Annotated in this window: 27 protein-coding genes; 11 read left to right on the forward strand and 16 right to left on the reverse strand. The window is 68.3% G+C overall.

Annotation, left to right across the window (positions count from 1 at the left end):
* Positions 1-23 precede the first annotated feature (23 nt).
* Together ACFTS5_RS01020 and ACFTS5_RS01025 are read right to left on the reverse strand one after the other, a co-directional pair.
* Positions 24-1139 (reverse strand): hypothetical protein, encoded by a 1116-nt coding sequence (locus tag ACFTS5_RS01020; RefSeq protein ID WP_378626479.1) that lies wholly within the window; start codon positions 1137-1139, stop codon positions 24-26.
* Positions 1130-2254, reverse strand: a complete 1125-nt coding sequence (locus ACFTS5_RS01025) for a phosphotransferase family protein (protein WP_378626480.1) — start codon at positions 2252-2254, stop codon at positions 1130-1132. Before ACFTS5_RS01025 ends, ACFTS5_RS01020 begins: the two co-directional genes overlap by 10 nt.
* Before the next feature lie 193 nt (positions 2255-2447).
* Between ACFTS5_RS01025 and ACFTS5_RS01030 the strand changes: the two genes are divergently transcribed.
* Positions 2448-3803, forward strand: a complete 1356-nt coding sequence (locus ACFTS5_RS01030) for a DoxX family protein (protein ID WP_378626481.1) — start codon at positions 2448-2450, stop codon at positions 3801-3803.
* Between the two features lie 16 nt (positions 3804-3819).
* Here ACFTS5_RS01030 and ACFTS5_RS01035 read toward each other — a convergent pair whose 3' ends face one another.
* Positions 3820-4779: an isopenicillin N synthase family dioxygenase gene (locus ACFTS5_RS01035; RefSeq protein ID WP_378626482.1), complete on the reverse strand. Its 960-nt coding sequence runs from the start codon at positions 4777-4779 to the stop codon at positions 3820-3822.
* Entirely contained in the window at positions 4776-5243 is a 468-nt protein-coding gene (locus ACFTS5_RS01040) for a nucleoside deaminase (RefSeq protein WP_378626483.1), read from the reverse strand. The genes ACFTS5_RS01035 and ACFTS5_RS01040 overlap by 4 nt, the downstream gene beginning before the upstream one ends.
* Positions 5244-5328: 85 nt before the next feature.
* Between ACFTS5_RS01040 and ACFTS5_RS01045 the strand changes: the two genes are divergently transcribed.
* The gene (locus ACFTS5_RS01045; RefSeq protein WP_378626484.1) at positions 5329-6861 is read left to right on the forward strand and encodes a PucR family transcriptional regulator; all 1533 of its coding nucleotides are present in this window, start codon (positions 5329-5331) and stop codon (positions 6859-6861) included.
* On the opposite strand, the gene ACFTS5_RS01050 is transcribed toward ACFTS5_RS01045, so the two are convergent.
* Positions 6836-8233: a purine-cytosine permease family protein gene (locus ACFTS5_RS01050; protein ID WP_378626485.1), complete on the reverse strand. Its 1398-nt coding sequence runs from the start codon at positions 8231-8233 to the stop codon at positions 6836-6838. The two genes, ACFTS5_RS01045 and ACFTS5_RS01050, sit on opposite strands and share 26 nt — an antisense overlap.
* A gap of 148 nt (positions 8234-8381) precedes the next feature.
* On the opposite strand from ACFTS5_RS01050, the gene cobA reads away from it, so the two are divergent.
* Both cobA and ACFTS5_RS01060 read left to right on the forward strand, forming a co-directional pair.
* Positions 8382-9623: a uroporphyrinogen-III C-methyltransferase gene (gene cobA, locus ACFTS5_RS01055; protein WP_378626486.1), complete on the forward strand. Its 1242-nt coding sequence runs from the start codon at positions 8382-8384 to the stop codon at positions 9621-9623.
* Between the two features lie 78 nt (positions 9624-9701).
* The gene (locus ACFTS5_RS01060; protein ID WP_378628251.1) at positions 9702-11162 is read left to right on the forward strand and encodes an MFS transporter; all 1461 of its coding nucleotides are present in this window, start codon (positions 9702-9704) and stop codon (positions 11160-11162) included.
* An 18-nt stretch (positions 11163-11180) separates the two neighbouring features.
* On the opposite strand, the gene ACFTS5_RS01065 is transcribed toward ACFTS5_RS01060, so the two are convergent.
* On the reverse strand, positions 11181-11756 hold the full coding sequence (locus ACFTS5_RS01065) for a PPOX class F420-dependent oxidoreductase (RefSeq protein ID WP_378626487.1): 576 nt from the start codon (positions 11754-11756) through the stop codon (positions 11181-11183).
* On the opposite strand from ACFTS5_RS01065, the gene ACFTS5_RS01070 reads away from it, so the two are divergent.
* Positions 11755-12339, forward strand: a complete 585-nt coding sequence (locus ACFTS5_RS01070) for a DUF1345 domain-containing protein (protein ID WP_378626489.1) — start codon at positions 11755-11757, stop codon at positions 12337-12339. The two genes, ACFTS5_RS01065 and ACFTS5_RS01070, sit on opposite strands and share 2 nt — an antisense overlap.
* On the opposite strand, the gene ACFTS5_RS01075 is transcribed toward ACFTS5_RS01070, so the two are convergent.
* Both ACFTS5_RS01075 and ACFTS5_RS01080 read right to left on the reverse strand, forming a co-directional pair.
* The gene (locus ACFTS5_RS01075; RefSeq protein ID WP_378626490.1) at positions 12329-13675 is read right to left on the reverse strand and encodes an aspartate aminotransferase family protein; all 1347 of its coding nucleotides are present in this window, start codon (positions 13673-13675) and stop codon (positions 12329-12331) included. The genes ACFTS5_RS01070 and ACFTS5_RS01075 overlap by 11 nt on opposite strands.
* Before the next feature lie 17 nt (positions 13676-13692).
* Positions 13693-15183, reverse strand: a complete 1491-nt coding sequence (locus tag ACFTS5_RS01080; protein ID WP_378626491.1) for a CoA-acylating methylmalonate-semialdehyde dehydrogenase — start codon at positions 15181-15183, stop codon at positions 13693-13695.
* A 108-nt stretch (positions 15184-15291) separates the two neighbouring features.
* On the opposite strand from ACFTS5_RS01080, the gene ACFTS5_RS01085 reads away from it, so the two are divergent.
* Complete coding sequence (locus ACFTS5_RS01085) at positions 15292-16914, forward strand: PucR family transcriptional regulator (protein WP_378626493.1); 1623 nt, start codon at positions 15292-15294, stop codon at positions 16912-16914.
* A 10-nt stretch (positions 16915-16924) separates the two neighbouring features.
* On the opposite strand, the gene ACFTS5_RS01090 is transcribed toward ACFTS5_RS01085, so the two are convergent.
* Together ACFTS5_RS01090 and ACFTS5_RS01095 are read right to left on the reverse strand one after the other, a co-directional pair.
* A complete protein-coding gene (locus ACFTS5_RS01090) occupies positions 16925-17773 on the reverse strand; it encodes an SGNH/GDSL hydrolase family protein (RefSeq protein ID WP_378626495.1) in 849 nt (282 codons plus the stop codon).
* A 22-nt stretch (positions 17774-17795) separates the two neighbouring features.
* Complete coding sequence (locus ACFTS5_RS01095) at positions 17796-18440, reverse strand: LysE family translocator (protein ID WP_378626496.1); 645 nt, start codon at positions 18438-18440, stop codon at positions 17796-17798.
* A 76-nt stretch (positions 18441-18516) separates the two neighbouring features.
* Between ACFTS5_RS01095 and ACFTS5_RS01100 the strand changes: the two genes are divergently transcribed.
* Both ACFTS5_RS01100 and ACFTS5_RS01105 read left to right on the forward strand, forming a co-directional pair.
* Positions 18517-19200: an NADPH-dependent F420 reductase gene (locus ACFTS5_RS01100; protein WP_378628252.1), complete on the forward strand. Its 684-nt coding sequence runs from the start codon at positions 18517-18519 to the stop codon at positions 19198-19200.
* 67 nt (positions 19201-19267) lie between these two features.
* Positions 19268-19900, forward strand: a complete 633-nt coding sequence (locus ACFTS5_RS01105; RefSeq protein ID WP_378626497.1) for a metal-dependent phosphohydrolase — start codon at positions 19268-19270, stop codon at positions 19898-19900.
* Positions 19901-19925: 25 nt separating this feature from the next.
* On the opposite strand, the gene ACFTS5_RS01110 is transcribed toward ACFTS5_RS01105, so the two are convergent.
* The gene (locus tag ACFTS5_RS01110; protein WP_378626499.1) at positions 19926-20615 is read right to left on the reverse strand and encodes a type 1 glutamine amidotransferase domain-containing protein; all 690 of its coding nucleotides are present in this window, start codon (positions 20613-20615) and stop codon (positions 19926-19928) included.
* Between the two features lie 50 nt (positions 20616-20665).
* Here ACFTS5_RS01110 and ACFTS5_RS01115 point away from each other — a divergent pair, with 50 nt between their 5' ends.
* From ACFTS5_RS01115 to ACFTS5_RS01125, 3 genes are all read left to right on the forward strand, one after another.
* Entirely contained in the window at positions 20666-21610 is a 945-nt protein-coding gene (locus ACFTS5_RS01115) for a LysR family transcriptional regulator (protein WP_378626500.1), read from the forward strand.
* Between the two features lie 76 nt (positions 21611-21686).
* The gene (locus ACFTS5_RS01120) at positions 21687-21968 is read left to right on the forward strand and encodes an ArsR/SmtB family transcription factor (RefSeq protein ID WP_378626502.1); all 282 of its coding nucleotides are present in this window, start codon (positions 21687-21689) and stop codon (positions 21966-21968) included.
* Positions 21968-22360, forward strand: a complete 393-nt coding sequence (locus ACFTS5_RS01125; RefSeq protein WP_378628254.1) for a VOC family protein — start codon at positions 21968-21970, stop codon at positions 22358-22360. The genes ACFTS5_RS01120 and ACFTS5_RS01125 overlap by 1 nt, the downstream gene beginning before the upstream one ends.
* On the opposite strand, the gene yaaA is transcribed toward ACFTS5_RS01125, so the two are convergent.
* The 5 genes from yaaA to ehuB form a co-directional block, all read right to left on the reverse strand.
* Positions 22350-23096, reverse strand: a complete 747-nt coding sequence (yaaA, locus tag ACFTS5_RS01130; RefSeq protein WP_378626504.1) for a peroxide stress protein YaaA — start codon at positions 23094-23096, stop codon at positions 22350-22352. The two genes, ACFTS5_RS01125 and yaaA, sit on opposite strands and share 11 nt — an antisense overlap.
* 112 nt (positions 23097-23208) lie before the next feature.
* Positions 23209-23964, reverse strand: coding sequence for an ectoine/hydroxyectoine ABC transporter ATP-binding protein EhuA (gene ehuA / locus ACFTS5_RS01135; protein WP_378626505.1), 756 nt, complete (start codon positions 23962-23964; stop codon positions 23209-23211).
* 4 nt (positions 23965-23968) lie between these two features.
* On the reverse strand, positions 23969-24616 hold the full coding sequence (ehuD, locus tag ACFTS5_RS01140) for an ectoine/hydroxyectoine ABC transporter permease subunit EhuD (protein WP_378626507.1): 648 nt from the start codon (positions 24614-24616) through the stop codon (positions 23969-23971).
* Positions 24613-25329 (reverse strand): ectoine/hydroxyectoine ABC transporter permease subunit EhuC, encoded by a 717-nt coding sequence (gene ehuC / locus ACFTS5_RS01145; protein WP_378626508.1) that lies wholly within the window; start codon positions 25327-25329, stop codon positions 24613-24615. The genes ehuD and ehuC overlap by 4 nt, the downstream gene beginning before the upstream one ends.
* Before the next feature lie 7 nt (positions 25330-25336).
* Positions 25337-26206, reverse strand: coding sequence for an ectoine/hydroxyectoine ABC transporter substrate-binding protein EhuB (gene ehuB, locus ACFTS5_RS01150; RefSeq protein ID WP_378628257.1), 870 nt, complete (start codon positions 26204-26206; stop codon positions 25337-25339).
* Positions 26207-26364 lie beyond the last annotated feature (158 nt).

The raw sequence follows: 26364 nt of genomic DNA on the forward strand, positions 1-26364 counted from the left end.
TTTCTTCTCGCGCGAAAGCTCCGTCAAGGGGCGACGGAGGACCAATCGGCGAAACCTGTGGGGTCGTGGCGGCCCATGGAGGCGTGTTCGAACAGGCCCCAGCCTTCGAGATCACCGCAGCGGGCGTAGCCGATGTGGTCGATCACGCCGTAGGGGGTACGACCCTTGATCGCGGGGTCGGTGAGGTCGTAGGCGCTCGACAGCGACCAGTTCTCGCCCATCCAGCGGCCGTGGGTCCAGTCGGGGTCGGCGCCGTAACCGCAGCCGACGTGCAAGGCGATTCCCGGGCGTGACTCGATCTCGACCTCGAGCGGCTTCCCGTCGGGGGTGGTCATGTCCAGACGCACCGACTTCGGGTGCCGGGTGCCGGACTCGTAGGTCCAGTGCATGCGCGGCCAGCCCAGTTGTTCCTTGCGGCCGTCGTTCCAGATCCGCACCGCGTTGTTGAGGGTGCGGGTGCCGTCGGGCTCCTCCTGCACGATCACCACGATCGAGAAATCCTGGAACCGCAGCGGCGCGTACAGCCACCAGAAACCGTCCACGCCGGTCGGCCTGCCCGCGGGTTCGGGCTCACCGGAGGGCCGGATGCCCCAGGACCGGTCGCGGCTGCCGGTCCACACCGCCGGGTCGACCGTGTAGTCGATGCCGTCGACCGCGAGAGTGCCCTCCCACGAACCCGATTGGGCGAAGCGCGAGGCCTCGATGATCGGCTTGGTGCCGGACAGGATCAGGTGCGGCTGCTCCTGCACGGCGGGCTGCGCACCGGTCCAGGTCAGATCGAAACCGAGATCGTCGTGCTCGCAGACCAATCGCAACCTCTGGAGCGGCTCGATGACCTCGATCCGGTAGCCGCCGACGGCGGTGGTCAGATCGCGGGAGGTGAGCGCGTCGGAGAAGCGCACGCTGCGCTGGGCGTCACCGTGGCGCACCGTCGCGAACGCGTCGACCACACCGAGATTCGGGTACACGCCGAACCCGGTGATCAGCATCGCGTCGCCGGCCGGGTCGAAGGCGTTGAAGTAATAGCGGTCGTAGAAGTTCCGGTCGCTGGTGGCCACCCTGGCCAGCGACAGCGGGGTCTGATGGACCGGGTATTCGTCCAGGGGGACGGGCATGATCGCGCGCACAGTCAGTCCCATTCGTAGGTGCCGTCGAGCAACGCCTCGAGGGTGAGACGGTGCATCACGTAGTCGTCGAGTTCGGCGGGCACGGTGTCCTCGCCGAAATGGATCATCCGGCACTTGATCCTGGCCATCACGATCGCGTGCCGCAGCGCGGCGTAGACGATGTAGAAGTCCAGATTCCGGACCGAATGTCCGGTCAGCTCTTCGTATTTCGCCACCACCGCGTCGCGACGCAGGAAGTCCGCGAGACCGGGCTGGTCGAAGCGGGTGGCGATGTCCTGGAAGAACCGGTGGATGAAGATGGTCCAGCCCAGGTCGAGCTCACGCGGCGCGAACGTCGCCATCTCCCAGTCCAGAACGGCCGCCGGGGTGAATCCCTCGAACAGGATGTTGCCCGGGCGGGCGTCGCCCCAGTTCAGCACCTCGGGGCCGGGATCGGCGGGCCAGTGGGCCTCCAGCCAATCGAACGTCCGCTCGATGAGCGGTACTTCGACACCGTGGTCGGTCAGCGCCCACTTGTACCAGGCACGCTGGGCCTCGAAATGCCTGCGCAGCGCGGTGCCCGCACCATCGAGCAGCGGGAAGCGCTCGGCCACCTTGTCGATGGCGTGCACCTGGGCGATCACCTCGACCGTCGCGTCCGCGACCAGCTCGCGCTCGGCGGCCGTCGCGTCGAACAGCCAGCCGAAGAACACGTACGGCGGATTGTCCGACGGCGCCCTGCCCTCGACCCGCTCCATCACGATGAAGGGGGAGCCGAACACCGAATCGTCGAGTTCGAGCCAGCGCAGCGTCGGCACGGCGATCTCGGAGGCCGCGGCGACGCCGGCCATCACCTGGTACTGCATCGCCAGGTCGTAGGACTCGAACACCGGGAACGAGCTGTCCTCCGGCGCCATCCGGATGACGAAGGACCCCTGTTCGGCGCCCCCGTCCGCCGCCCATTCGGCGTCGAACAGGATGGTGGTGCTCGACATGCCGCCGCTGGACGGTTTGTTCAGATTGCTGACCGTCACGTCGGCGCCGACCCTGTCGGTCAGCCAGCTCGCCAGCTTCCCGGCGAGCTCGTCCAGATCACGCTCGCTGACGGTGAGCGACATCTGAGCGGCCGGATCCTGATCTTCGGACATCTACGGGGTACCCCTGTCGGCAAAACTGTAACGTGTGTCACTTCTGAGTACCGGACAGCCGACCGGAATGTAAGAGCGGCATCGCTGAGTGAGACTCAGGGTTGACAGCCAAAAGATCGGGGTTTTCCCCGACGCGCTCCACCGTATCCTCCGATTAGCTTCGGTAACAACCGAACTCGATGAGGAGGCGTGGGTGACCACAGGGACCACGGAGCGTGCGCGCGACGATATCGCGAGCCCGCCGTCACCGCCACCGACGTGGCATCCGATCACCCGGCTCGCCTTCCGGTTCAGTGTGGCCTACCTGGGACTTTTCTGTGTGTGGATGGCTCAGATCACCTTCGTCTTCCTGGGCGTGCTCGCGCTGCGGTTGCCCGAGGAGGCCATGCTCTGGCAGATCATGGCCCTCGATCCGGTGAGTAGCTGGATCGGTGAGCACGTGTTCGGGGTGGAGGCCGAGCTGGCGATGAACGGCAGCGGCGACCAGGCCGCGATCTGGATCCAGTGCGGCCTGCTGCTGGTGGTCGCGGTGCTGATCACCCTGGTGTGGTCGGTGCTGGACCGGCGCAGGCCCGCGTATCCACGACTGCTGAGCTGGTTTCTCACCGCGCTGCGGCTGTGTGTGGGCGGACAGATGCTGTTCTACGGGTTCGCCAAGCTCATCCCGACGCAGATGCCAGAGCCCGCGCTGGTCACCCTGCTGACCCGGGTCGGTGATCTGACGCCGATGGCGATGCTCTGGACTCAGGTCGGCTCATCTCCCGCCTACGAGATCGCTTTGGGGACAGCCGAAGTGCTCGCCGGTCTGCTGCTGTTCTGGCCGCGCACCGCCACGCTGGGCGCGATGCTGGCGGTGATCAGCATGGCGCAGGTGTTCCTGCTCAATCTGACTTTCGACGTGCCGGTGAAGATGCTGGCGGGGCACCTGCTGCTGATGGGGCTGGTGCTGCTCGCCCCGCAGGCGCGCAGGCTGGCGAATTTCCTCGTGCTGGAGCGTGATTCGGGCCCGGCTGTGCAGCCACCGCTGTTCTCCTCGTCGCGGGCGAACCGATGGGCGGCGGTGGCGCAGGTCGTGGTCGGACTGTGGATCACGGCGGGCATGATCGACGCGGGAATGCAGAGCTGGCGCGAATACGGCGGCGGTGCACCGAAACCCGAGCTGTACGGCATCTGGGAGGTCCGCGAGTTCAGCGTCGAAGCGACCCCGATCCCGCCGGTGGCCACCGATCCGGTGCGCTGGCAACGCCTCGTGATCGACGTGGGCTCGGCGGGATACCAGCGGATGGACGATTCGGTGGTGCCGGTGTCGGCCACGACCGACCTGGCGGCCGCCACGATGACGCTCGTCGCCGCGCCCACCGGCGCGGACGGAACCCCGGTGCCCTACGCCACCTTCACCGTCGAGCACCCCTCGGCCGACACGCTGACGTTGCGTGGCGAACTGGACGGTCGGCCCGCCACGGTCACTCTCGACCGCCTCGACCTCGAGCGGTTCCCGTTGCGCGGCACAGACTTCCGCTGGGTGCAGAACCAGCCGTACTTCGAATGACCTGACGCCCGGTGCGTTATCCGATAGTGATGGCATCCAGCCGGATACGGAGGAAATCGGCTGACACCACCGGCGGTCCCTGCGCCACCCTGCCGATCGGCGGTGCCAGCGGAGTCACCACCGCGTCGTGGTCGAGTTCGTAGAAGTAGATGAGCGAGACCAGGTCCTCCTCGGGTGCATCGGGCTGGGGTGGCAGTACCCGATGCCGACCCGACGGCCAGCGCTCGCCGCTCCAATAGGCCAGCAGGTCACCGATGTTCACCGTCAGCGCGGCCGGATCGTAGGGAGCGTCGGCCCACCCGTCGGCCTCGGTGTACACCTGCAACCCGCCCGCACCGGGTTCTCGGTCGAGCACCGTCACCGTGCCGAAGTCGGTATGCGGGCCGATGCGGAACTGGCCGGGCTCCGGCTCGCCGACGTCGGTCATCGGCGGATAGTGGTTGATATTGCAGGTCCAGGTCGGCCGTGCGGCCAGGTCGGCGAACGGGTTGACCGGCAGTGCGAGGGCCGCGGCGAACAGGGCGAGCAGTTCGTCGGACAGCGTGCGCACGGCGGCGGTGTACTCGGTCAGCAGCGCGCGCAGCTCCACGACCTCGGCGGGCCACACATTCGGCAGGAACCACATCTGGTCGATCGCCGGATCACCCGTCGCCGTGTCGGCGCCCACGGCGAAGGTCTCCTTCAGGTCCGGCGGGGTTTCGGTGCCCTCGGCATAGCCGTTGGCCTCGCGGCCGGGACCGATCCAGCCACGACCGCCCACGGCCACCGCGTACCGCTGCTTCACGTCTTCCGGCAGGGCGAAGAACCGGCGTGCGGCGGCCCGGACCGCGGCGGGCAACGCGGGGTCGATGCCGTGGCCGTGCACGAGGAGGAAGCCGGCCCGGCGCAGCCCTTCGTCGACCTCGCGTTCCACGGTGCGCGCCGCCTCGCCGCCGGTGCGCCAGCGGGCCAGATCGACCGAGGCGATGCTGCTCATGCGGGTGTCTCCTTCGTCGGCGCGACGCCGATGTCCTCGAACCACAGGTCGGGGCGCTCGGCGATGAAGTCGGTCATCAGCGACACGCAGCGCGGATCGTCGAGCACGATCACCTTCACCCCGTGTTCGGCCAGCCAGTCGTGGCCGCCGTGGAAGGTCCGAGCCTCGCCGATGATCACGGTGCCGATCCCGAACTGGCGGACCAGGCCGCTGCAGTACCAGCACGGGGACAGCGTGGTGACCATGATCGTCGGCCCGTAGTCGCGGCGGCGGCCCGCGGCGCGGAAGGCGTCGGTTTCGGCGTGCACGCTCGGATCGTCGTTCTGTACGCGGCGGTTGTGACCGCGCCCTAGCAGGGTGCCGTCCGCGTCGAACAGGGCCGCACCGATGGGGACACCCCCTTCGGCCAGCCCGCGCAGGGCTTCGTCGTAGGCCACGTCCAGGAGTGCGTCCGGCTGGGTCATGGACTCCACTGTCCTGCCTGCCGACCCGGTCGGCAACGTACATTTCGTCCATACCCGTGCGGTCGATCGATGACAGGATGACCGCATGTTGCCCACCGTCCGACAACTGCTCGCCGACCAGTTCCTGGCGGCCGACCCGCTGGTGCTGTCGGGGCGCTCGTCGCTGGACCGGGCCGTGCGGTGGGTGCACTCGAGCGAGATCTTCGAGATCAGCCCCCTGCTCTCGGGCGGTGAGCTGCTGCTGACGACGGGGCTGGGGTTGGCCGGCGTCGATGCCGGAACCCGGCGTCACTACCTGCGTGAGATCGCCGATCGCGAGGTGGCCGGGGTGGCGGTCGAGCTGGGCCGCACGTTCGACACCGTCCCGCCGGACATGGTGGCGGAGGCCTCGCGGGCCGGGCTGCCGCTGATCGCCCTGCGCCGCGTGGTGCCGTTCATCGATCTGTGCCGGGCGGCCAATACGGTGATCGTCTCGCGTGAGGTGGGGATGCTGCGGGTGGTCGACGGGTTGACCCGCGAGCTGCTCGTCGAGCTCGGTGCAGGCCACGGCCCGGCGCGGTTGCTGTCGAAGGTCGGCGCGGTGACCGGGTGCCCGGTGGTGCTCACCGCGGGTAGTGGGGCGTTGGTCGCGGCGCACGGTGTGGACGATGATCGATCGGCCTGGGCCGCCGTGGAATCCGCCGGAGCTACCGCGAAGATCACGGTGCGCGAAAGTTTCTGGGGCACCCTCACCGCCGGTCCCGGTTCACCGCTGGATCCGACGACGCTGGGCGAAGTCCTCGACCGTGCCGCCGCCGTGCTGGGACCGGCGCTCGCGCGGTCCGCCGACCCCACCGGCCGACCGCGCCGGGTGGCCACCCGGTTGCTTGCGGATCTGCTGGCGGACAAGCAGATCCGCCCCGCCGATCTCCGTGCGCGGCTGGCCGCGGCCGGTGCCGGTGCGACGGCCGGGCTACGTCTGGTCCCGGTGGCGGTCGACGCGCCGGACACGCGGATCGCCGCCAGGCTGCTCGACAGTGCGGTCAAGGAACTCGGGCGCCCCGGGGTGATCGGTGAGGTGCACGCGACGGTGTACGGGGTGCTCGCGCCCGACCCCGGGGCGACCGATCCCGTCGCCGAGATCGCGGACCTGATGCGAAAAGCGTGTGCCACCAACAGCATCGACGGCGTCACCCTGGTGGTCGGGGACCCGGCCGAGTCGACGGCGGCGAGTCTGTCCGCCGCACTCGTCGCGACGGGACCGGCACTGCGACTGGCCGTCCGTCAGCGCCGCGACCGCGCCGGGCAGAACGGCCCCGTCACCACCCGGCGCGCACTGGCCGGTGATCTACTCGTCGACACGCTGCCCGCCGCCGACCGCGCTCGCCTCGTCGAGACGACCCTGGCCCCGCTGATCGCGTGGGACACAGCCCATCACAGCGCTCTCACTCACACGCTCGAAGCGTTCCTGCGTCACGGTGGCAGCGCCACCCGATGCGCGGCCGCCCTCCACATCGGCAGGCAATCGCTCTACCAACGTCTGGACCGGATCAAGGCGCTCCTCGGCTTCGACCCCGCCGCACCGGAACTCACCCCCACCGTGCTGCTGGCGCTCAGCGCGCACCGGGTCTCGAACTGACGCGTCCCCGGGTGAGGAACAGGTACAACCCACCCGCCAGCGCGAATCCGACGAAAACGGTGATGTCGCCCAGGCTCGGGAACTCGCGCACCAGGTATCCGGTGAACTTCGCCTGGTTGGAGAACAGCAGCACCGACACCACCAGACCGGTCGCGAAGGCCACGACTCCACCCCAGTTGGTGTAGGCGCGGTCGTAGAGCAGTGGGCGGATGTCGGTGCCGCGCCGCAGGTACTGGTCGGCGAACACGACACCGAGCCACGGCCCGATCCAGTAGGCCACGATCAACAAGAACGCCTCATAGCCGGCCGCCGCGTCGGGCAGCGCCCACCACGCCACCAGGAAGCCGACCACGCCGAACACCGCCGAGACGAGCGCCCGCTGGGTGCGCACCGGCAGCTTCACCCCGATCGTCACGAACGCCATCGCACCCGAGTACACATTGAGCGCGTTCGCCGCGATCGCGCCGAGGGTGATGGCCAGCAGCGTCAGATTCGCCAGCGCGCCGGGCAGATTCGCGGTGAACACGTCCGTGGGGCTCCCGGTCGCCGCGCTCACGATGGTCGCCGACGCGGCACCGAGCGCCGACAGCCACAGGCAGGAGACGAACAGCCCGGTCGCCGCATATCCGCCGGTCGCGACCTTCGACACCGCGGTCGGCAGGTAGCGGGAATAGTCCGCCGCGTACGGGTTCCAGCCGCCCGCGTAGCCGAAGGCGGTGCCGACGGTGAGCAGGAATCCGGCGATCCCACCCACACCGCCCTCGGGCGCGGCGCCGGTCAGCTCGGCCTTGCTGACGATCACGACGGTCACCAGCACGAAAACCACCGCCAGCAACGGGAAGACGAACCGCTCGAAGGCGTGCACCAGGTTGTGCCCGAAGACCGCGAAACCGGTTTGCAACGCCACGATCAGCACCAGCGACGGAACCTTCGGCAGACCGGTCAGCGTGTTCAACGCGAACGCACCCGACACGCTGTTGGTGGCGAACCAGCCGACACCGCACATGATCGCCATGAACGTGGCGGGCAGCGCATTTCCGCGATACCCGAAAGCCGTGCGGCCCAGCACCATCTGCGGCACGCCGTACACCGGACCACGCGCGGACAACACGTAGTGCGCCGCGGCACCGAGACCGATACCGACCGCCAGCCCGAGCGCCGCCTGCCAGAAACTCATGCCGAAGACGGTCACCGACAGCACCCCGATGAAGATCGTGGCGAACTCGAGGTTGGGCGAGGTCCACGTCCACAGCAGCCCGCGCGGACTGCCGTGCCGGGCGGACTCGGGGATGGTTTCGTTGCCGCCGGGCTCCACCGCGATCACGCGATCGGTGTAGTCCGCGGCGGGCGCGTTGTCTTCGGTCGTAGCCATTCTTGAACATTCGTCGGGTCCTGTGTCGTGGACAACCGACGGATCGTCCGTCAAGACGGGTCCGCCGACGGACAGATCGTCGATCGGCGCCGAGTCTGTCGGCGGGTGCGTTCGGGCCGCACCGAGCCAGGAACTAGGCTGGGACACTGTGCCGAACACCGCTGACACCGCATCGACCCCGCCCGCAGGCGACCCGAACTACCTGGTCGGGCTCGATCTGCGTGGACGCAGAGTAGTGGTGGTCGGCGGCGGAACCGTTGCCCAGCGCCGACTGGGCCTGCTCGTGGCCTCGGGTGCGGATGTGCACGTGATCAGCCGGGCCGTCACCCCGGCGGTGGAGGGCATGGCTACGGCGGGGCAACTCACCGTCGAACTGCGCGCTTACGCCGACGGCGATCTCGACGGCGCCTGGTACGCGATGGCCTGCACCGACGAACCGGAGACCAACGCCGCGGTGGTCGCCGAGGCCACCGCCAAGCGCATCTTCTGCGTCCGCGCCGACATCGCGCGCGACGGCACCGCGGTCACGCCCGCGACCGCCCGCTACGACGGACTCTCCCTCGGCGTGCTCGCCGGTGGCGCGCACCGCCGCTCGGCGGCTGTGCGCAACGGTCTCCTCGAAGCGCTGCAATCGGGTGTGGTGACCGATGATTCGGAACCGGTGACCCCCGGCGTCGCGCTCGTCGGCGGCGGTCCCGGCGATCCAGACCTGATCACCGTGCGTGGTCGCCGGCTCCTCGCGCGCGCCGATCTGGTCGTCGCCGACCGGCTCGCCCCGCCGGAACTGCTCGCCGAACTGGGCCCGCACGTCGAGGTGATCGACGCCGCGAAGATCCCGTACGGCCGGTCGATGGCCCAGGAGGCGATCAACCTCGCGCTCGTCGAAGGCTTCAAAGCGGGCAAGTTCGTGGTCCGGCTCAAGGGCGGCGATCCGTACGTGTTCGGTCGCGGCTACGAGGAGCTCGAGGCGTGCACCGAGGCAGGCATCCCGGTGACGGTGGTGCCCGGTGTCACGAGCCCGATCTCGGTGCCGGGCGCTGCGGGCATCCCGGTGACCCATCGCGGGGTCACCCACGAGTTCGTGGTCGTGAGCGGACACGTGGCCCCCGATCATCCCGATTCGCTCGTCGACTGGTCGGCACTGGCCAAGCTGCGCGGCACCATCGTGCTGATGATGGCGGTCGAGCGGATCGACAAGTTCGCCGCGGCCCTGCTCGCCGGTGGCCGCCCGAGCGATACCCCGGCCGCGGTCATCCAGGAAGGCACCCTGCGCACGCAGCGGGTGGTGCGCGCCGACCTCGCCACGGTCGCCGACCGGGTCAAGGAAGAGGGCATCCGCCCGCCCGCGATCATCGTCATCGGCCCCACGGCGGGCTTCGGCCTCGACTAGCTTCACCGACGGCGCGCCCACTCGTTGCCGGTGCGCCAATTACACTGCCTCACTGTGCTCGATAAACCCGCTGCGACGATGCAGTATCCGGTGAAGCAGCGGGCGTTCGGCCTGGCCATCCTCGTGCTGAGCGGTCTGCAGTTCATGGTGGTGCTCGACGGCACCGTCGTGATCTTCGCCCTGCCGCGCCTGCAGCAGGACATGGGGCTGTCCAGTTCCGGTAGCGCGTGGACGGTGACCGCCTACGGCCTCACCTTCGCGGGACTGATGCTGCTCGGTGGCAGGCTCGGCGACGCGTTCGGCCGCAAACGCATGCTGATCTACGGTGTCGGCCTGTTCACCGCCGCCTCGCTGGCGTGTGGTCTGGCCACCGGTGAGGCGATGCTGCTGATCTCGCGCGCCTTCCAGGGCGCGGGCGCCGCCATCGCGGCACCGACGGCGTTCGCACTGGTCGCGACGACTTTCGCACCCGGGCCGGCCAGGAACCAGGCGATCGCGATCGTCGGCTCGATGGCGGGCATCGGATCGGTCGGTGGTCTCATCGTCGGCGGTGCGCTGACCGAGGTCGGGTGGCGCTGGATCTTCCTGATCAATGTCCCGATCGGCGCGCTCATCGTGCTCGGCGCGGTCTACAAGCTCACCGACACCGAACACCACCGCACTCCGCTCGACATCAAGGGCGCGATCCTGGGCACCCTGGCCTGCGCGACGATCGTGTTCGGCGCCACCGAGGGTCCGGCCATGGGCTGGACGAGCCCGCTGATCCTCGGTTCGCTGATCGGCGGTTTCGTCCTGCTGGTGATCTTCGTCTTCGCCGAGCGACGCGAATCCGATCCGCTGCTGCCCTGGTCGCTGTTCGACAGCCGCGACCGGGTCGCCACCTTCGTTCTGATCTTCCTGGCCGGTGCGGTGCTCGGCGCGATGACGTTCTTCGTCGCCCAGCTGCTGCAGAACGTGCTCGGCTACAGCCCGCTGCTGGCCGGTGTCGCCTCGATCCCGTTCACCATCGGCATCGGTGTCGGCGGTGCCGTGGCCTCCAAGGCCGCGCTGGTGATCGCGCCGCGCTGGTTGCTCGCCACCGCGGGTGTGGTGCTCGCCGTCGGCCTGTTCTTCGGGTCGACACTGGACCGGCACGTGCAGTACCTGCCGACGCTGCTGGCCCTGCTGCTGGTGATCGGCTTCGGCGTCGGGATGGCGATCGTGCTCGCTCCGCTGTGCGTGCTGGTCGGGGTTCCGCCGTCGAACATCGGCCCGCTCTCGGCGGTCGGCCAGATGTTCATGAGCTTGGCGACACCGATCGCCATCGGTCTGCTCAGCCCGATCGCGGCGTCGCGCACGCTGTCGCTCGGCGGCAGCGATACCCCCGGCGCGAACACGACGCCCGCCGAGATCGACGCGCTCAACAGCGGCTACACCCTGGTGCTGTTCATCTGCGCGATCATCGCCGCCGTCGCCGCGCTCGTCGCGCTGACCGTGCGCTACACCCCGCAACAGCTCGTGCAGGCACAGCACGCGCAGGAAGAGGCCCAGCGGAGCTGACTCCGCCGGGCCCGCTGGTCAGAAGCGTCCGGCGACCTTGGTGGGGGTGACGCGGATGACGACGCGTTCGGCGTCGTTCACCGAGGCCGGGTTGAACTCGCGATACGGCTTGCCGGTGTATTTGAGCGACATCTCGTCCGGCAGCGCCCGCTCGGGATCCGGTGTGGTGGTGGCGGTTCCGCGTACCTCGGCGTACAGGAACGGCCGCTCCGGCGGGTTCACCATCACGGTGATCCGCGGGTCACGCACCAGGTTCTTGGCCTGCTGTCGTGAGACGGTGGTGGAGAACAGCAGTTCGTCACCCTCGCGTTTGATCCAGACCACGGTCAGATGCGGATGCCCGTTGGGCCCGACGGTGGCGACGGTCGCGTAGACCTTCTCCTCGTCGAGGTACGACTTCAGTTCATCGGAAAGCACTGCGGTATCGGTCACGCTCTTGGACAACGCGCTGCCCGGCCGGGTCATTCCGGCCAGGATTCGAGGTGTGGACAGGCGTTGCCCGAGCGCGTCGATCAGTCGCGCAGCGCGGAAAACGCAGCCACCGGGCGCGGTGTCGGTGTGTCCACACGGCGGCGTGGTAGACGTTGCGGCCATGAGTCGCACGCTGGTGTGGGTACTGGAGCTCGGGCTGACCGTCCTCGGTGTGGTCTGGTTGTCGCTCTTCTCGTGGACAACCGGCGGGATCGGCCTGTTGCTGGTCTGGAATCTCCTGGCCGTCGCCTACGTCGCGACAGGCTGGCTGCTGTTGCGCCGCGACCTGCCCGACGACTCCATCGACTGGATCGGTCCACGCTGGTACACCACCACTTTCGCGGTGGTGGCCAGTGGCGCCGGGCTGGCGGCCGGGATGATCATGATCGGTGCCCGCGACAGCGAGGCCGACAACGCCGTCGCGGCGGCGACGGTGCTGATGTCGTGGTTGCTCCTGCACACCGCGTTCGCGCAGATCTACGCGCGGGCCCAGTTCGCCGACGGGGGACTGCGTTTCCCGGAGTGCCCGGTGCCGCAGCTGTCGGAGTTCGTGTACTTCTCGTTCACCATCGGCACCTCGTTCGCGGTATCGGATGTGAAGGTGGTGCAGCGGTCGATGCGCCGGCGCGTCACCGCCCACAGCGTGCTGAGCTTCTTCTTCAACGCCGCCGTCGTCGCCATCGCGATCGACTGGATCAAGGGGTAGCGACGGTGTGCGCGTCGGCGACGGTGAGGGCTTGGTCGAGGATGGCGAGCCCCTCCTTGGCCTCGGCCTCGGTGATCACACACGGCGGGACCACGTGCAAGCGGTTGAAATTGACGAACGGCAGCATCCCGCCGGTGCGGCAGGCGGCCACCAGTTCGGTCATCGCGGGGCTGGTGCCGCCGTAGGGGGCCAACGGCTCGCGGGTGGCCCGGTTCCGGACCAGCTCGACGGCCCAGAAGACACCGAGCCCGCGGACTTCGCCGATGCTCGGATGCCGTTGCGCCAGTTCACGAAGGCCGGGCCCGATGACCTTCGCGCCGATGGCGGCGGCATTCTCGACAATGCCTTCCTCGGCCATCGCGGTGATCGTCGCGACGGCAGCGGCGGTCGCCAGCGGATGACCGGAATAGGTGAGCCCGCCGGGATACGGGCGGTGGGCGAAGGTCGCCGCGACGGCCGCGTTGATCGCCACGCCACCGAGCGGGACATACCCGGAGTTCACGCCCTTGGCGAAGGTGATCAGATCGGGTACGACATCGAAATTGTCGATGGCGAACCACTTTCCGGTCCGGCCGAAGCCGGCCATCACCTCGTCGGCGATGAAGACGATGCCGTGCTTGTCGCACAGTGCGCGCACTCCACGCATGTACTCCGTGGTCGGCACCATGATGCCCGCGGTGCCCGGGACCGACTCCAGGACGATCGCGGCGATGGTGGCCGGACCCTCCATCTCGATGGTGCGTTCGAGATGGGCCAGCGCGCGTTCGGTTTCCTGCGCCTCGTCGGTGGCGTGGAACTCCGAGCGATACAGGAACGGGCCGAAGAAGTGCACGGTGCCGGTGTTGCCGTGGTCGTTGGGCCAGCGGCGCGGGTCGCCGGTGAGGTTCACCGCGGTCTCGGTGCCGCCGTGGTAGGAGCGGTAGCGCGAGAGCACCTTGTAGCGGCCGGTGTGCAGTCGTGCCATCCGGACGGCGTGCTCGACGGCGTCGGCGCCGCCGTTGGTGAAGAAGATCGTGTCGAGGTCACCGGGCGTGCGTTCGCTGATCAGGCGGGCCGCTTCCGAGCGGGCGTCGTTGGCGAACGACGGCGCGACAGTGCAGAGTTTCGCCGCCTGCTCCTGGATCGCGGCGACGACCTTCGGATGCTGGTGGCCGATATTGGTGTTCACCATCATCGAGGAGAAGTCGAGCAGGCGGTTGCCCTCGCCGTCCCACACGTAGCACCCCTCGGCGGCGGTGAGCACCATCGGCGTGAGAGTCGCTTGCGCGGACCAGGAATGGAAGACGTGGCGGCGGTCGAGCTCGTAGGCGCGAGCGGCCTCTTCGGAAAGCGTCATGGCGAAGTCTCCTGAAGTCACTTGTTCTGTGGGAAACCGAGTTCCAGCCCACCGTGGCTCGGGTCGAGCCAGCGGGTGGTGACCGCTTTGGTGCGGGTGAAGAAGTGCACGCCGTCGGTGCCGTGCGCGTGCGAGTCACCGAACAGGGAATTCTTCCAGCCGCCGAAGCTGAAATAGGCCATCGGCACCGGGATCGGGACGTTGATGCCGACCATACCCACCTCCACCTCGTGCTGGAACCGTCGTCCCGCGCCGCCGTCGTTGGTGAAGATGGCGGTGCCGTTGCCGTAGCGGTTCGCGTTGATCAGCGCCACCGCCTCCTCGTAGGTGCCGACCCGCACGACCGACAGCACCGGGCCGAAGATCTCGTCGGTGTAGACGCTCATGGTCGGGGTGACCTCGTCGAGAATCGTGGGGCCCAGCCAGAATCCGTCCGGTGCGCCGTCGACGGTGAGGTTGCGTCCGTCGAGCACCACCCGGGCACCGGACGTCTCGCCCGCGTCGATGTACTCGGCCACCCGGTCGCGGTGCGCCCGGGTGATCAGCGGGCCCATCTCGGCGCCGCCGGTGCCGTCACCGGTGACGATGTCCGCGGCTCGTGCACTGATCTTGGTGACCAGTTCGTCGGCCACCCCGCCGACGGCGACGACCACGCTGATCGCCATGCACCGCTCACCCGCCGACCCGAAACCGGCGTTCACGGCGGCATCGGCGGCCAGGTCCAGATCGGCGTCGGGCAGGACCACCATGTGGTTCTTCGCGCCGCCGAGCGCCTGCACCCGCTTGCCCGCCGCGGTGCCGCGCTGGTACACGTACTTGGCGATCGGGGTCGAGCCGACGAACGAGACGGCCTTGACGGCCGGGTTGTCCAGGAGCTCGTCTACCGCGACCTTGTCGCCCTGCACGACATTGAACACACCGTCGGGCAGGCCTGCCTCCTGCCACAGCCGCGCCAGCCACAGCGCCGCCGACGGGTCCTTCTCGCTCGGCTTGAGCACCACCGTGTTGCCCGCGCCGATCGCCAGCGGGAAGAACCACATCGGCACCATGGCGGGGAAGTTGAACGGCGCGATGATCGCGACCGGACCCAGCGGCTGCCGGATCGAGTAGATGTCGACGTCGGTCGAGGCGTTCTCGGTGAAGCCGCCCTTGAGCAGATGCGGGACACCACAGGCGAATTCGACGACTTCGAGCCCTCGGGTCACCTCGCCGAGCGCATCGGCGGCCACCTTGCCGTGTTCGGCGGTGATCACCGCGGCCAGTTCGGTCTTCCGCTCGGACAGGAGCTCGCGGAAGCGGAACAGCACCTGGGTGCGGCGGGTGAGTGAGGCATCACGCCAGGAGGCGAAGGCCACCGTCGCGGCGTCGATCGCGGCGCGGGTGTCGGCCACATTGGCCAGCGCGAGCTCCCCGGTGACGGCGCCGGTGGCGGGATTGGTCACCGGCGCGGTGGTCTCGCTGCTGCCGCTGACCGATTTGCCGTCGATCCAATGCCCGATGGACTGCATGAATGCCTCGTTTCGCCGGTGGTGTGGTGCTTCCACCCTGGTCCATCCGGAGCCTCCGGTGGGCCGACGATATGTACACAATCGTGGCATTCGTATTACGATTTGTCAGTGCTGTTGACGGTGGCCGATGTCCTCGCGACGCCGGTGATGCAGGCCGGGCAACCCGAGGTCATCTGTGCCGCGAACCTGGACCGGCCGGTGCGCTGGGTGCATGTCAGCGACCAGGCCGAGGTGGCCGACCTCCTGGTCGGCTCGGAGCTGATCCTGACCACCGGGCAGGCGCTCGCCGCGCCCGAGCAGGCGCGGATCGTCTACCTGAGATCGCTGTCGGCCGCCGGCGTCGCGGGACTGGTCGTGGAACTGGGCAGCTATGTGAGCGAGCTCGGGCCCGTGGTCGCCGCCACGGCCGCCGAACTCGGGTTGCCGGTGATCGTGCTGCACCGGGTGACCCGCTTCGTGGAGATCACCGAAGCCGTCCATCGGGCGATCGTCGCCGACCAGTACGCCGAACTCGAATTCGCGCGCACCGTGCACGAGACCTTCACCGAGCTGAGCGTGCGCCGCGCCGCGCTGGCCGAGATCGTGCAAACTGCCGCGAGCATGCTCGACGCGTCGGTGGTGCTGGAAGACCTGTCGCATCGGGTGCTGGCGGCCACCGCCCGCCACACCAGTTCGGCCGCGCTGCTCGATGATTGGGAATCGGTGTCGCGGATGCTGCCCGACGGGTCCGGTGTGGTCGGGGTCGGACCGCACACGCAGCGATGGGGCAGGCTGATCCTGCGCACCGAGCGGGCCCACACCGCACGGGTGGGCATGGTCCTCGAACGCGCCGCGCAGACCATCACCCTGCACCGGATGATCGACAAGGACCGTTTCGGCCTGCACCGGCAGGCCCAGACCGGCCTGATCGCCGATTTGGTGGAGGGCCGGGTGACCGACGAGCGCGACGCGCAGGCGCGCGCGGCCGCCCTCGGCCTGCACCGCCGGGCCCGTTATGTGCCGCTGGCGATCGAGATCGACACCGAGCCGGCGCCGGATCCGGTGGCGGCGCAACGACGGAGCGAGGCCATCGTCGAAGCGGTGACGCATGCGCTCGGCCTGGTCGACGCGTCGGCGCTCAGTGCGGCGGAACACCGGCGAACGCGCGGTGGCGCCGATGGGGAGCAGGTCACCGTGATCCTCGCGGTGACGCGGGGCGGCGACGTCGACGGCAGGCTGGCGACGGTGTGTTCGGCGGTGCTGGCCGAGGTCCGCCGGGTCGACGGCGTGCGTCGTGCGGTCGTCGGCGTCGGCGCCGACTCCGATTCCCTCCTCGACACCGCGGGCAGGCTCGCGCATGCCGCGGGCGTCGCCGAGGTGGCCCTGTCGATGACCGCGGCGACGAATCGAATGTTCTTCCGCAGCGCGGATATTCGCCTGCGAGGTCTGCTGTCGCTGATCCGCGACGAGCCCGGCGTGCAGAGTTTCGCCGAGGCCGAACTCGGGGCACTGCTGCGCTACGACATCCGCCACACCGCCGACCTCACCGGCACGCTGCGCCGCTTCCTCGACCTGGCGGGCAACAAGACCGAGCTCGCCAAGGCGCTCGCGATCAGCCGGCCCACCCTCTACGACCGCCTCGCCCGCATCGAACGCGTCCTCGCCGTCGACCTCGACGACGGTGAATCGCGCACCTCCCTGCACGCCGCGCTGCTCGTGCGCGACCTCACCGCGGGTGGCCAGAAGCTCTAGGCCGTAGGGGTCAGCGGGGGAGGACTCCGCTCGACTCGACGGCGGCGACGATCAGGTCCGCGACGCCCCGCTGGCCCGCGAGGGTGGGGTGATAGGGGAGCAGGGTCCGATCGGCGAGAATCGGATCGAACCAGCGGACGCCAGGGTCGGCGCACATCCCGAATTCGCGGGAGGCGGTGACGGTATCGATGTACACGGCGCCGTGGTCGGCGGCCGCCCGCGCGACGACGGTGTTGAGGCGTTCGAACTTGGACTGGATGTAGGCGGCGTCGGCGGGGAGCAGGCCGAGCATGGCCGGGCAGCTGGTGTTCGTGAGATAGGTGGGCCAGCCGTCGACGAAGACGGTCGCCTCGGGAGCGCGCCGGGTGATATCGGCCAGCGCAGCGGCGTAGGCGGGCGCGATCGCGTCTATCTTGGTGTCCCACTCCGGATCTGCCTCGGCGGCACAACCACCGCTGAGTGCTCCGGCGTGACAGTGGCCGAGGATGAACTCGGTCATGCCCGCGTCGTTGGCGCCCATGTGCAGGGTGACGATCTGGGTGGCGGGACCGAGTGCGTCGAACTGGGGGTCGATCCCGGCGCCTTGCGACCCGTACAGATCCGGGATCTTCGCCGAGCTGCAGGTCCGGTCGTCCAGCGCCAGCCCGAGTCTTCCGGCGACCAGCTTCGGCGCGTTGGAGGTGGATCGCACGCAGCGCAGCGGAGCCGTCAGGTCGAGATCGACCGCACCCGTGGTGGCTGCCCCGGAATCACCGAGCGCGACGTAGGTGGCGCCCGGGCGCACCTCGGCCTGCGCCACCGCGTGCGTCGACACCGAGACCATCAGCGCCACAGCGCCGGTGAGCAGCAAGCTCTTCATCGAACATCCTGATGGTTGTAGTTCAGTCTTTGCGGCCGGTGAGAGCAAGTGAGGTGCCGAGCCCGATCATCACCAGGCCACCGGTACCGCCGATGGCGGCGAGCCGACGGGGCGACCGCGCGAACCAGGACCGTGCCGACCCGGCCGCGAACGCCCAGAGCGAGTCGAAGATCAGGCCGAACACGGGGATGCAGAGCCCGAGGATCAACATCTGCTGAGGGACCGCACCGCGCGAGGTATCCACGAACTGTGGCAGCAGCGCCGCCAGGAAGACGATGGTCTTAGGGTTGGCGGCTCCGACGATCACGCCGTCGCGTAGCGCCGCCATCGGACTGTGCGCGGCCACGTCCTGCTCGGCGTGAAAGGCGGTCCGTAGCGCGTCACGATGGCGGATCGCCTGCACGCCGAGATAGACCAGATAGGCGGCGCCGACCAGTTTGATCGCGGTGAACACCGCCGCCGACGCCGCCACCACCGCGCCCAACCCGAACGCGACCGCCACGACTTGGCCGTACACCCCGACCGCATTGCCCACCACGGTCATCAGCGCCGATCGCCGCCCGACGGTGAGTGCCCGGCCGATCGTGAACAGGACGCTGGGTCCGGGCACGATCACCAGCAGAAACGCCAAACCCGCGAACGAGACCAGATGAGCCGAGGACACCATCGCCTCACGCTATCCGGCGGTGGGAGCGGTGACAACGGCCGCAGTGCGAGGGAACAACGATGCGGTGGCGGAGGTTGTGCTGCGCATGACGACACTCGGATTGATCGGTAGCGGACATATCGGATCCACCGTCGCGCGGCTGGCGGTGGACGCGGGCTATGACGTGGTGCTGAGCAACTCACGCGGACCGCAGACCCTGGCGGAGCTGGTCGCCGAGCTGGGTCCGCGGGCACGGGCGGCTACCCCGGCCGAGGCGGCCGAAGCAGGCGACTATGTGGTGGTCACGGTGCCGTTGAAGGCGTATCGGGACGTACCGGTCGCACCGCTCGCGGGCAAGGTCGTGTTCGACACCAACAACTACTATCCCGACCGCGATGGCGCCTTCCCCGAACTCGACGCCGACCAGACCACCACCAGCGAACTGCTGCAACGCCACCTGCCGGAATCGAAGGTGGTCAAGGCGTTCAACAACATCGCCTACGCCAACCTCGCCGAACTCGCCCGCCCGGCCGGTGCCACGGACCGGTCTGCCCTGCCCGTGTTCGGCGACGACCCCGCCGCCAAGAAGCTCGCCACCGACCTCATCGACGCCATCGGCTATGACGTGGTCGACGGTGGTTCCCTGGCCGAAAGCCGCCGCTCCCAACGGGATACCCCCGTTTACGTGCGCCCCTACGCCGCCGACGACAACTGGCCTCCCGCCTCGAAGCCCGCCGGCGCCGAGGAGGTGCGTGCGGCGCTCGCTGCCGCCGAGGTCTGAGCGCTGAGCGTCGTCCGGGTGGTATCGGGGGGTTGTGGGTGTCGGTACCGACGACGAAACTTGTTGTATGAGTGCGTTGTCACAGAACCTGATGGACCGGTGGATCGCATTGGCCGGGATCGAGGCCGAACAGATCGGTGCCGGAGTGGTGGGGCGCTACAGCGAACCGCACCGCCGCTACCACACCGGCACGCACCTGGCGGTGATGCTCGCGGCCATCGACGAATTGGCCGATGCCGCAGCCGATATCGACGCCGTGCGCTACGCGGCGTTCTTCCACGACGCGATCTACGCCGTCGCCCGGGCCGACAACGAGGAGCGCAGCGCCGACCTGGGTCGTGACATCCTCGAATCGCTCGGTGCCGCACCGGAATTGGTCGAGGAGGTGGTGCGGCTCGTGGTGCTGACCCGCGGGCACCGTCCGCAGCCGGGCGATGCGAACGGTGCGGTGCTCTGTGATGCCGACCTCGTTGTCCTCGGCGGTACTCCGGAGGAATACGCCGCCTACACCACCGCGATCCGCGCCGAATACGCCCACGTGCCCGATGATCTGTTCCGGGCCGGGCGCGCCTCGGTGCTCCGCAATCTGGCCGACCAGCCCCGCCTTTTCCGCACCGACCTCGCCCACGACCGGTACGAGGCGATCGCCCGCGCCAACCTCGCCGCGGAACTGGCCGAACTCACCGCGGAGATCGGCTGACGGACCAGCTGCCCCGTTCTCGTCGTCAGAGAGCGGTGAGCATTTCGGCGGCCAGCGGGCCCGCGGAGGCGGGGTTCTGGCCGGTGTAGAGATTGCGGTCCACCTCGATGTGCGGGGCCCACGGGTCGCCTTCGCGGTAGTCGGCACCGAGTGCGACCAGGCGATCCTGGAGCAGCCACTTCGCCTTGTCGGCGAAGCCCGCCTGGGTTTCCTCGGCATTGCTGAACGCGGTGAGGCGGTAGCCCGCGAAGGGGGAGCTGCCCGACTCCGCGGTGGCGAGGAGCGCGGCGGGGGCGTGGCAGACGATGCCGAGCGGTTTGCCGGAGGCAAGGGCGTGGTCGAGGAGAGCGCCCGAGACCGGGTCGACGGCGAGATCTTGCATCGGGCCGTGACCGCCGGGGTAGAAGACGGCGTCGTAGTCGGCGAGGTCGACCTTGTCGAGAGCGAGCGGATTCCGCAATGCGTCGGCGCCGGACAGGATGTCGGCGACCGCCGCCGCACCGTCGGCGCCACCGTTGACCTCGGGGGCCAGGCTGGCCTGGTCGACCGTCGCGACAACGCCGTCCGGGGTCGCCACCGTGACGGTGTTGCCCGCCGCGGTGAAGGCCGTATAGGGCGCCGTGAATTCCTCGGCCCAGTAGCCGGTGGGATGTTCGGTGCCGTCGGCCAGTGTCCAATGATCAGTGCCGGTGAGAACGAACAGGATGTGTGCCATGGGAACAACGCTAGGGTTGACGGAATCTCCTGACCAATAGGATCATCTATATGAGACATAGGTCAGCCGATGGGTCGATGGATCTGGTGCAGCTGCGGACCTTCCTCGCCGTGTTCCGCACCGGCTCGCTCACCGCGGGCGCTGCCCAGGTCGGGCTGTCCCAGCCGACCGTGACCACGCAGATCCAGGCGCTCGAACGGCACCTCGGCAGGCCGCTGTTCGAACGCCTGCCGCGCGGGGTGACGCCGACCGCCGCCGGTCACGAGCTCGCGGCGCGGGTCGGCGGTCCCCTCGAGGAGCTGGAGGCGGTCGTCAGCGGTGCGGCGACCGCTCGGGCTGCCCCGCCCGAGCCGCCGGTGCTGCTCGGCGGACCGGCGGAGATGCTCGCCGCCAAGATCGTGCCCGCGTTGTCGCCGTTGGTCGCCGACGGTGTGCGGCTCACGGTCAGCACCGGTATGACCGACGAGTTGCTCGCTCGATTGCATTCGGGGGCACTGGACCTGGTCTTCGCCACCACCCGCCCGCGCGGCCGGACCGTGCTGGCGGAACCGCTCGTCGACGAGGAATTCCTTCTCGTCGCAGCCCCGTCGATCGCCGACCGGATCGACGCCGACCGTCTGCGGGCCGAGGGGCCGATCGCGCTCGACGGCATCCCGCTCGTCAGCTACGCCGCCGATCTGCCGATCCTGCGTCGTTACTGGCGCCACGTCTTCGAGACCCGTCTGGAAGCCGAGCCCGCCCTGATCGTCGGCGATCTGCGCGCGGTACTGGCCGCTGTCACCTCGGGGGCGGGGATCAGCGTGCTTCCGCACTACCTGTGCGGTCGGGAACGGGCCGACGGAACGCTGGTCACGCTGCTCGATCCCGCCGACCCGCCGATCAACACCGGCTTCCTGGCCCGCCGGATCGGCGCACCGTCGCGACCACACGTCGACTTGGTTCGCGCCCGGTTGGTGGAGGCGGCCCGAGGTTGGCGGGCGGGGTGCGGCACATGACAGGCAAGCGAACGCTTGCACTTGACAGGCAAGTGCGCACTTGCCTATGGTTCGAGGGGAGTGAACGGAGCGTGCAGTGACCGATATCTTCACCGCCTTGGCGGATTCGACACGCCGCGCGCTTCTCGACGAACTGGCTGATCGCGACGGGCAAACCCTGTTCGAATTGTGCGCCCGGATCGTGAACAAGCACGGCATCAGCTCGTCACGTCAGGCGATCACCCAGCACCTGGGCGTACTCGAGGAAGCCGGTCTCGTCCATACCCGTCGGCAAGGCCGATACAAGTTCCATCACGCCGATTTCACGCCGCTACAGGCGATTTCGGTGCGTTGGCCCATCCCCCAGGAGGACACATGATCCGCATCGGAGTGACCAGCGTTTTCGTCGACGACCAGGCCAAGGCCGAGGCCTTCTACACCGACGTGCTCGGCTTCCAGGTCAAGGACAAGGTCTCGCTCGGCGAATTCGACTGGCTCACCCTCGTCTCGCCCGCCGATGTCGACGGTATCCAGTTGCTGCTCGAGCCCGACCAGCATCCGGCCGCCAAGGCCTACAAAACGGCACTGAGCGCCGAAGGTATCCCCGTCATCGTCTTCACCGTCGACAATCTCGACGCCGAATACCGCCGCCTGCTCGACCGCGATGTCTTCTTCACGCAGGCCCCCGCCCCGATGGGCGCGTTCAGCACCGCGGTGTTCGACGATACCTGCGGCAACCTCATCCAGCTGATGGCGCCCGTCACCGAGTGATGATCAGAAGTTCGGTGGGGGAGGCGACTTCGGCACGCAGGCCTGCCTTGGTGGCTACCCGGGCAACGGCGCGGATGTCGGTGGGGTCGGCGCGGGTGAGCACCAGCGCGCGGGCGAGCAGACCCTTGTGATGTTTGTTGAAGTGGCTGACCACCGTGCGTGAGCCGTCCGGGTGCTCGGTGAGCACATTGGCGGTGACGGCGTCGGGAACTCGGCCGAGTTGCTGGTAGGTACCCGACCGCAGGTCGATGACGAGCTCGCCCGCGGCCTCCGCGTAGAGAGCGTCGGGCAGCACGTCGCGCCAGAGGGCCGAAAGTGTCGGCAGCCCTGGCAGTTTGGTGCCGCCGGAGAGGCGGTAGGCGGGGATGGGGTCGGCCGCGCGAACCGCGCCGAACAGGGCCGATCCGATCCCCAGGCGGGCATATGCCTTGGCCCGCTGCACCGTGGTGAACGACTTCGCGTCCAGGGCGTCGTAGAGGACCCCGGTGTAGCGCTCCAGGGCGGGGCGGGTCGCCGACGTGCGCAGGCTCGCGTTGCGGGCGATCTCCGCGTCGGCGCCTTTACCCAGCCCGAGCACCGCGGCCGAGGCCGCGGGGTCGGCCGCCAGCTGGACGACCTCGGTGATCAACTTGTCGCGAACCGCGCTGAGCTGCGGCATCGCGAGATCGGCGAGGTCCAGCGGCGCGCCCGATCCGCCGTCGGACTTGGTTTCGGAGGGAGGCAGCAGCACCAGCACGATCGACAACGGTAATCGTCGCCGAAACCGGCACCGCGCCCCGCCCCGCCGCGGACCGGTCGTCCGTGGTCAGCGGCGGGGCCGGACCGCCCCGATCCGCTGTCCGCGTGGTTCAGCGCACGGCCTCGAGGAACTTGCGCGTCCGCTCGTTGGCCGGTGCTTCGAAGATCTGCTCCGGCGGGCCCTGCTCGACGATGCGACCGGAGTCGAACATCAGTACCCGATCCGACACCTCGCGCGCGAAACGCATCTCATGGGTGACGATCAGCATGGTGATGTCGGTGGTTTCGGCGATGGTGCGCAGCACGTCGAGGACGTCGCCGACCAGCTCCGGATCCAAGGCCGACGTCACCTCGTCGAGCAGCATGACCTTCGGATCCATCGCACAGCACCGCGCGATCGCGACCCGCTGTTGCTGCCCACCCGACAGCTGCGAGGGATGCGCGTCGGCCTTGTCCGACAGGCCGACGACGTCGAGCAGATGGCGAGCACGTTCGCGCGCTTCATCTTTCGACTTGCCGAGCACGTGGATCGGCGCCTCGGTGATGTTCTCCAGCACCGTCATGTTCGGGAACAGGTTGAACTGCTGGAACACCATGCCGATCTTGGTCCGCACCGCGCGCAGGTGTTTCTCCTTGGCGGGCACCAGCTTTCCGCCGCGCTCGGTGTGGGTGAGTGGTGCACCGTCGACCCAGATCACGCCGTCGCTGATCGTCTCCAGGGTCATCAGCAGCCGCAGAATGGTGGTCTTGCCCGACCCCGACGGCCCGATCAGGGTGACCTTCTCCCCGCGGCGCACGCTGAAATCGAGGTGATCGAGCACGGTGAGGTCGCCGAAGCGCTTGACCACCTGATCGAATCGGATCATCTCGTCAGTAGTAGGCAAGTCGCTTCTCCAGTCTTCTGATCAGCACAGACGTCGGGTAGCTGGCGACGAGGAAGAACACCCCGGCCATCGTGATCGACTCCAGGTACGCGAAATTGCGGGCCCCGAATTGCTGTGCGGCGGTCACCAATTCGACGACCGAGATGGCGAACAGGAACGGTGTGTCCTTGAACATCGAGACGGCGTTGGTGCCGAGCGCGGGCAGGCTCGCCCGGATCGCCTGCGGCAGGACCACCGCACCCCAGGTGCGGGCAGGCGGCAACGACAGTGCGCGCGCTGCCTCCCACTGTCCCTTCGGCACCGCCTCGATCCCGGCTCGATACACCTCGGCCAGGTAACTCGAATAGTGGATGCCCAGCACCACGATGCCGATCTGCAACGCCGAGAACTGCGTGAACAGGGTGTAGGCGAACAGCAGTTGCACGACCAGCGGGGTGAGCCGGACGAACTCGCTCACCGCGTGCACCGGCGCGGCGATCGGGCGCGGCATCGTGCGACGGATGATCGCGATCGCCAGCCCGAGCGCCGCGGCCAGCGCGAAGCCGAGCACCGTGGCCAGCAGCGTGATCTGGAATCCCTCCCACAGCACCGGCAGTGCCTCGCGGGCGCGCTCCCAACTCCATTCCGCACTCATGGCGCCACCTTCGTCTCGTCGGGCGCCAGGCTGAGGACCTCTTTGAGCGATGCCCCACGACCCAGCTTGGTCTTGGCGCGGGTTTCGAGCAGGTTCATGCCCAGGGTGAGCAGGTAGCCGAGGACGAAGTAGATGACCAGGCCGACACCGAAGGAGAACAGCGTGTCGCTGGTGGTCTTGCGCAGGTCACCGATCTCGTAGGTCAGGTCGTGCAGGGTGATGTAAGACGCTACGGCGGTGCCTTTGAGCAGGTGGACCAGCAGATTGGTCAGCGAGGGCAGCATCAGCGCCCACGCTTGCGGGAACAGCACCCTGCGCATCCGCTGCCACGGACTGAAGTTCAGCGCGACCGCCGCTTCGAACTGCGCGCGCGGCACCGCGTTGAGCGCGCCGCGCACCACCTCGGCGCCGTAGGCACCGTAGTTGAGGCCGAGCGCCAGGATGCCGCAGAACAGCGGGTCGAGTTTGTAGCCGAGCAACGGCAGTACATAGAACAGCCAGAAGATCTGCACCAGCAGGGAGGTACCGCGGAAGAATTCGATCATGACCCTGGCACTGCCGCGTGCCGCGAGATTGCGCACGCGGGCGGTGGTGCCGAGGGCGAGGGCGAGGACGAACGCGAGCAGCGCGCCGCCGATGGTCAGCTCCAGCGTGACCGCGATGCCCTGCCACAACGAGGGCAGGGCATCGCGGACCGCATCGAAATTGCTCATGCCTGGATCAGATTTCGCCCTTGCACAGCTTGGCCGTCGTGTACTTCGGATCGGGCAGCTCGCGCTCGGTGAACCCGAATTTCCCGACGATCGACAAGTACTTGTCCTTGTCGCCGGTGATCTTGGCCAGCTCGGCGTTGTAGGCGGCGAGCAGATCGGGATCGGTGGTGCGGAACACGGTGCCACCGGCGCCGACCTGCGGCTTGCCGTCGATGACGGCCACGAACGACGGTGTCACGTCGACCGCGGCGTTGGGGGTGTGACTCTTGAGCCAGTTCAGCGAGATCGCGGTGAGCGCGAATACGTCGGCGCGCCCGGAGGTGACCGCGTCCATGCCGTCCTGCGGGGTGCCGACCTGGGTGGCGTCGATGCCCAGCGAGCTGGCGTAATCGGATTCGATGGCGCCGGTCATCGCGGCCATCTTCGCGCCACTGGCCTTGATCGACTGCATATCCGTCAAATTCATCGGATTACCGGGTTTCACCATCAGTGCGGTGGTGTACATGAATTCCGGTTCGCTGAAAGATGCCTGTTCACAGCGTTTCGGCAAGATCGACATACCGGCGCTGACCGCGTCGAATCGATTGGCCTGCAGACCGGGGATCAGTGCGCCGAACTCGGTTTGCACACCGTCGACGGTCTTGATGCCGAGGTTGGCGAAGATCTCCTTGTGCAGGGCCACCGTGGCACCGGTGAGCTGGCCTCCCTCTTCGAACGAATAGGGCGCCTCACCGGCGAAACCCACGGTGATCGTGCCCTTGTCCTTCAGTGACTGCAGGAGCTGACCGCTCTCGGTGGTCTCGGTCTTGGTGCATCCGGCGAGGGCCGCGGCCACCAACGCGGCTCCGGTGAACACCGCTGTACAGCGCTTCGACATGGATTTCGTCTCAGCCATTGTGACCTCTCGCAAGGGTGGCGTCGCCGCCACCAATTTTCTGTTGTAAGTGCGTAATTGACGTATAGAGAAAATCTAGTCACGTAAGAATTGCCAGATGCGGTTACGTTATCAGGTTGTTATCTGATGATTGAAATAGA

It is taken from the genome of Nocardia sp. NPDC056952 (assembly GCF_042674185.1).
Taxonomy (GTDB): Bacteria; Actinomycetota; Actinomycetes; order Mycobacteriales; family Mycobacteriaceae; genus Nocardia.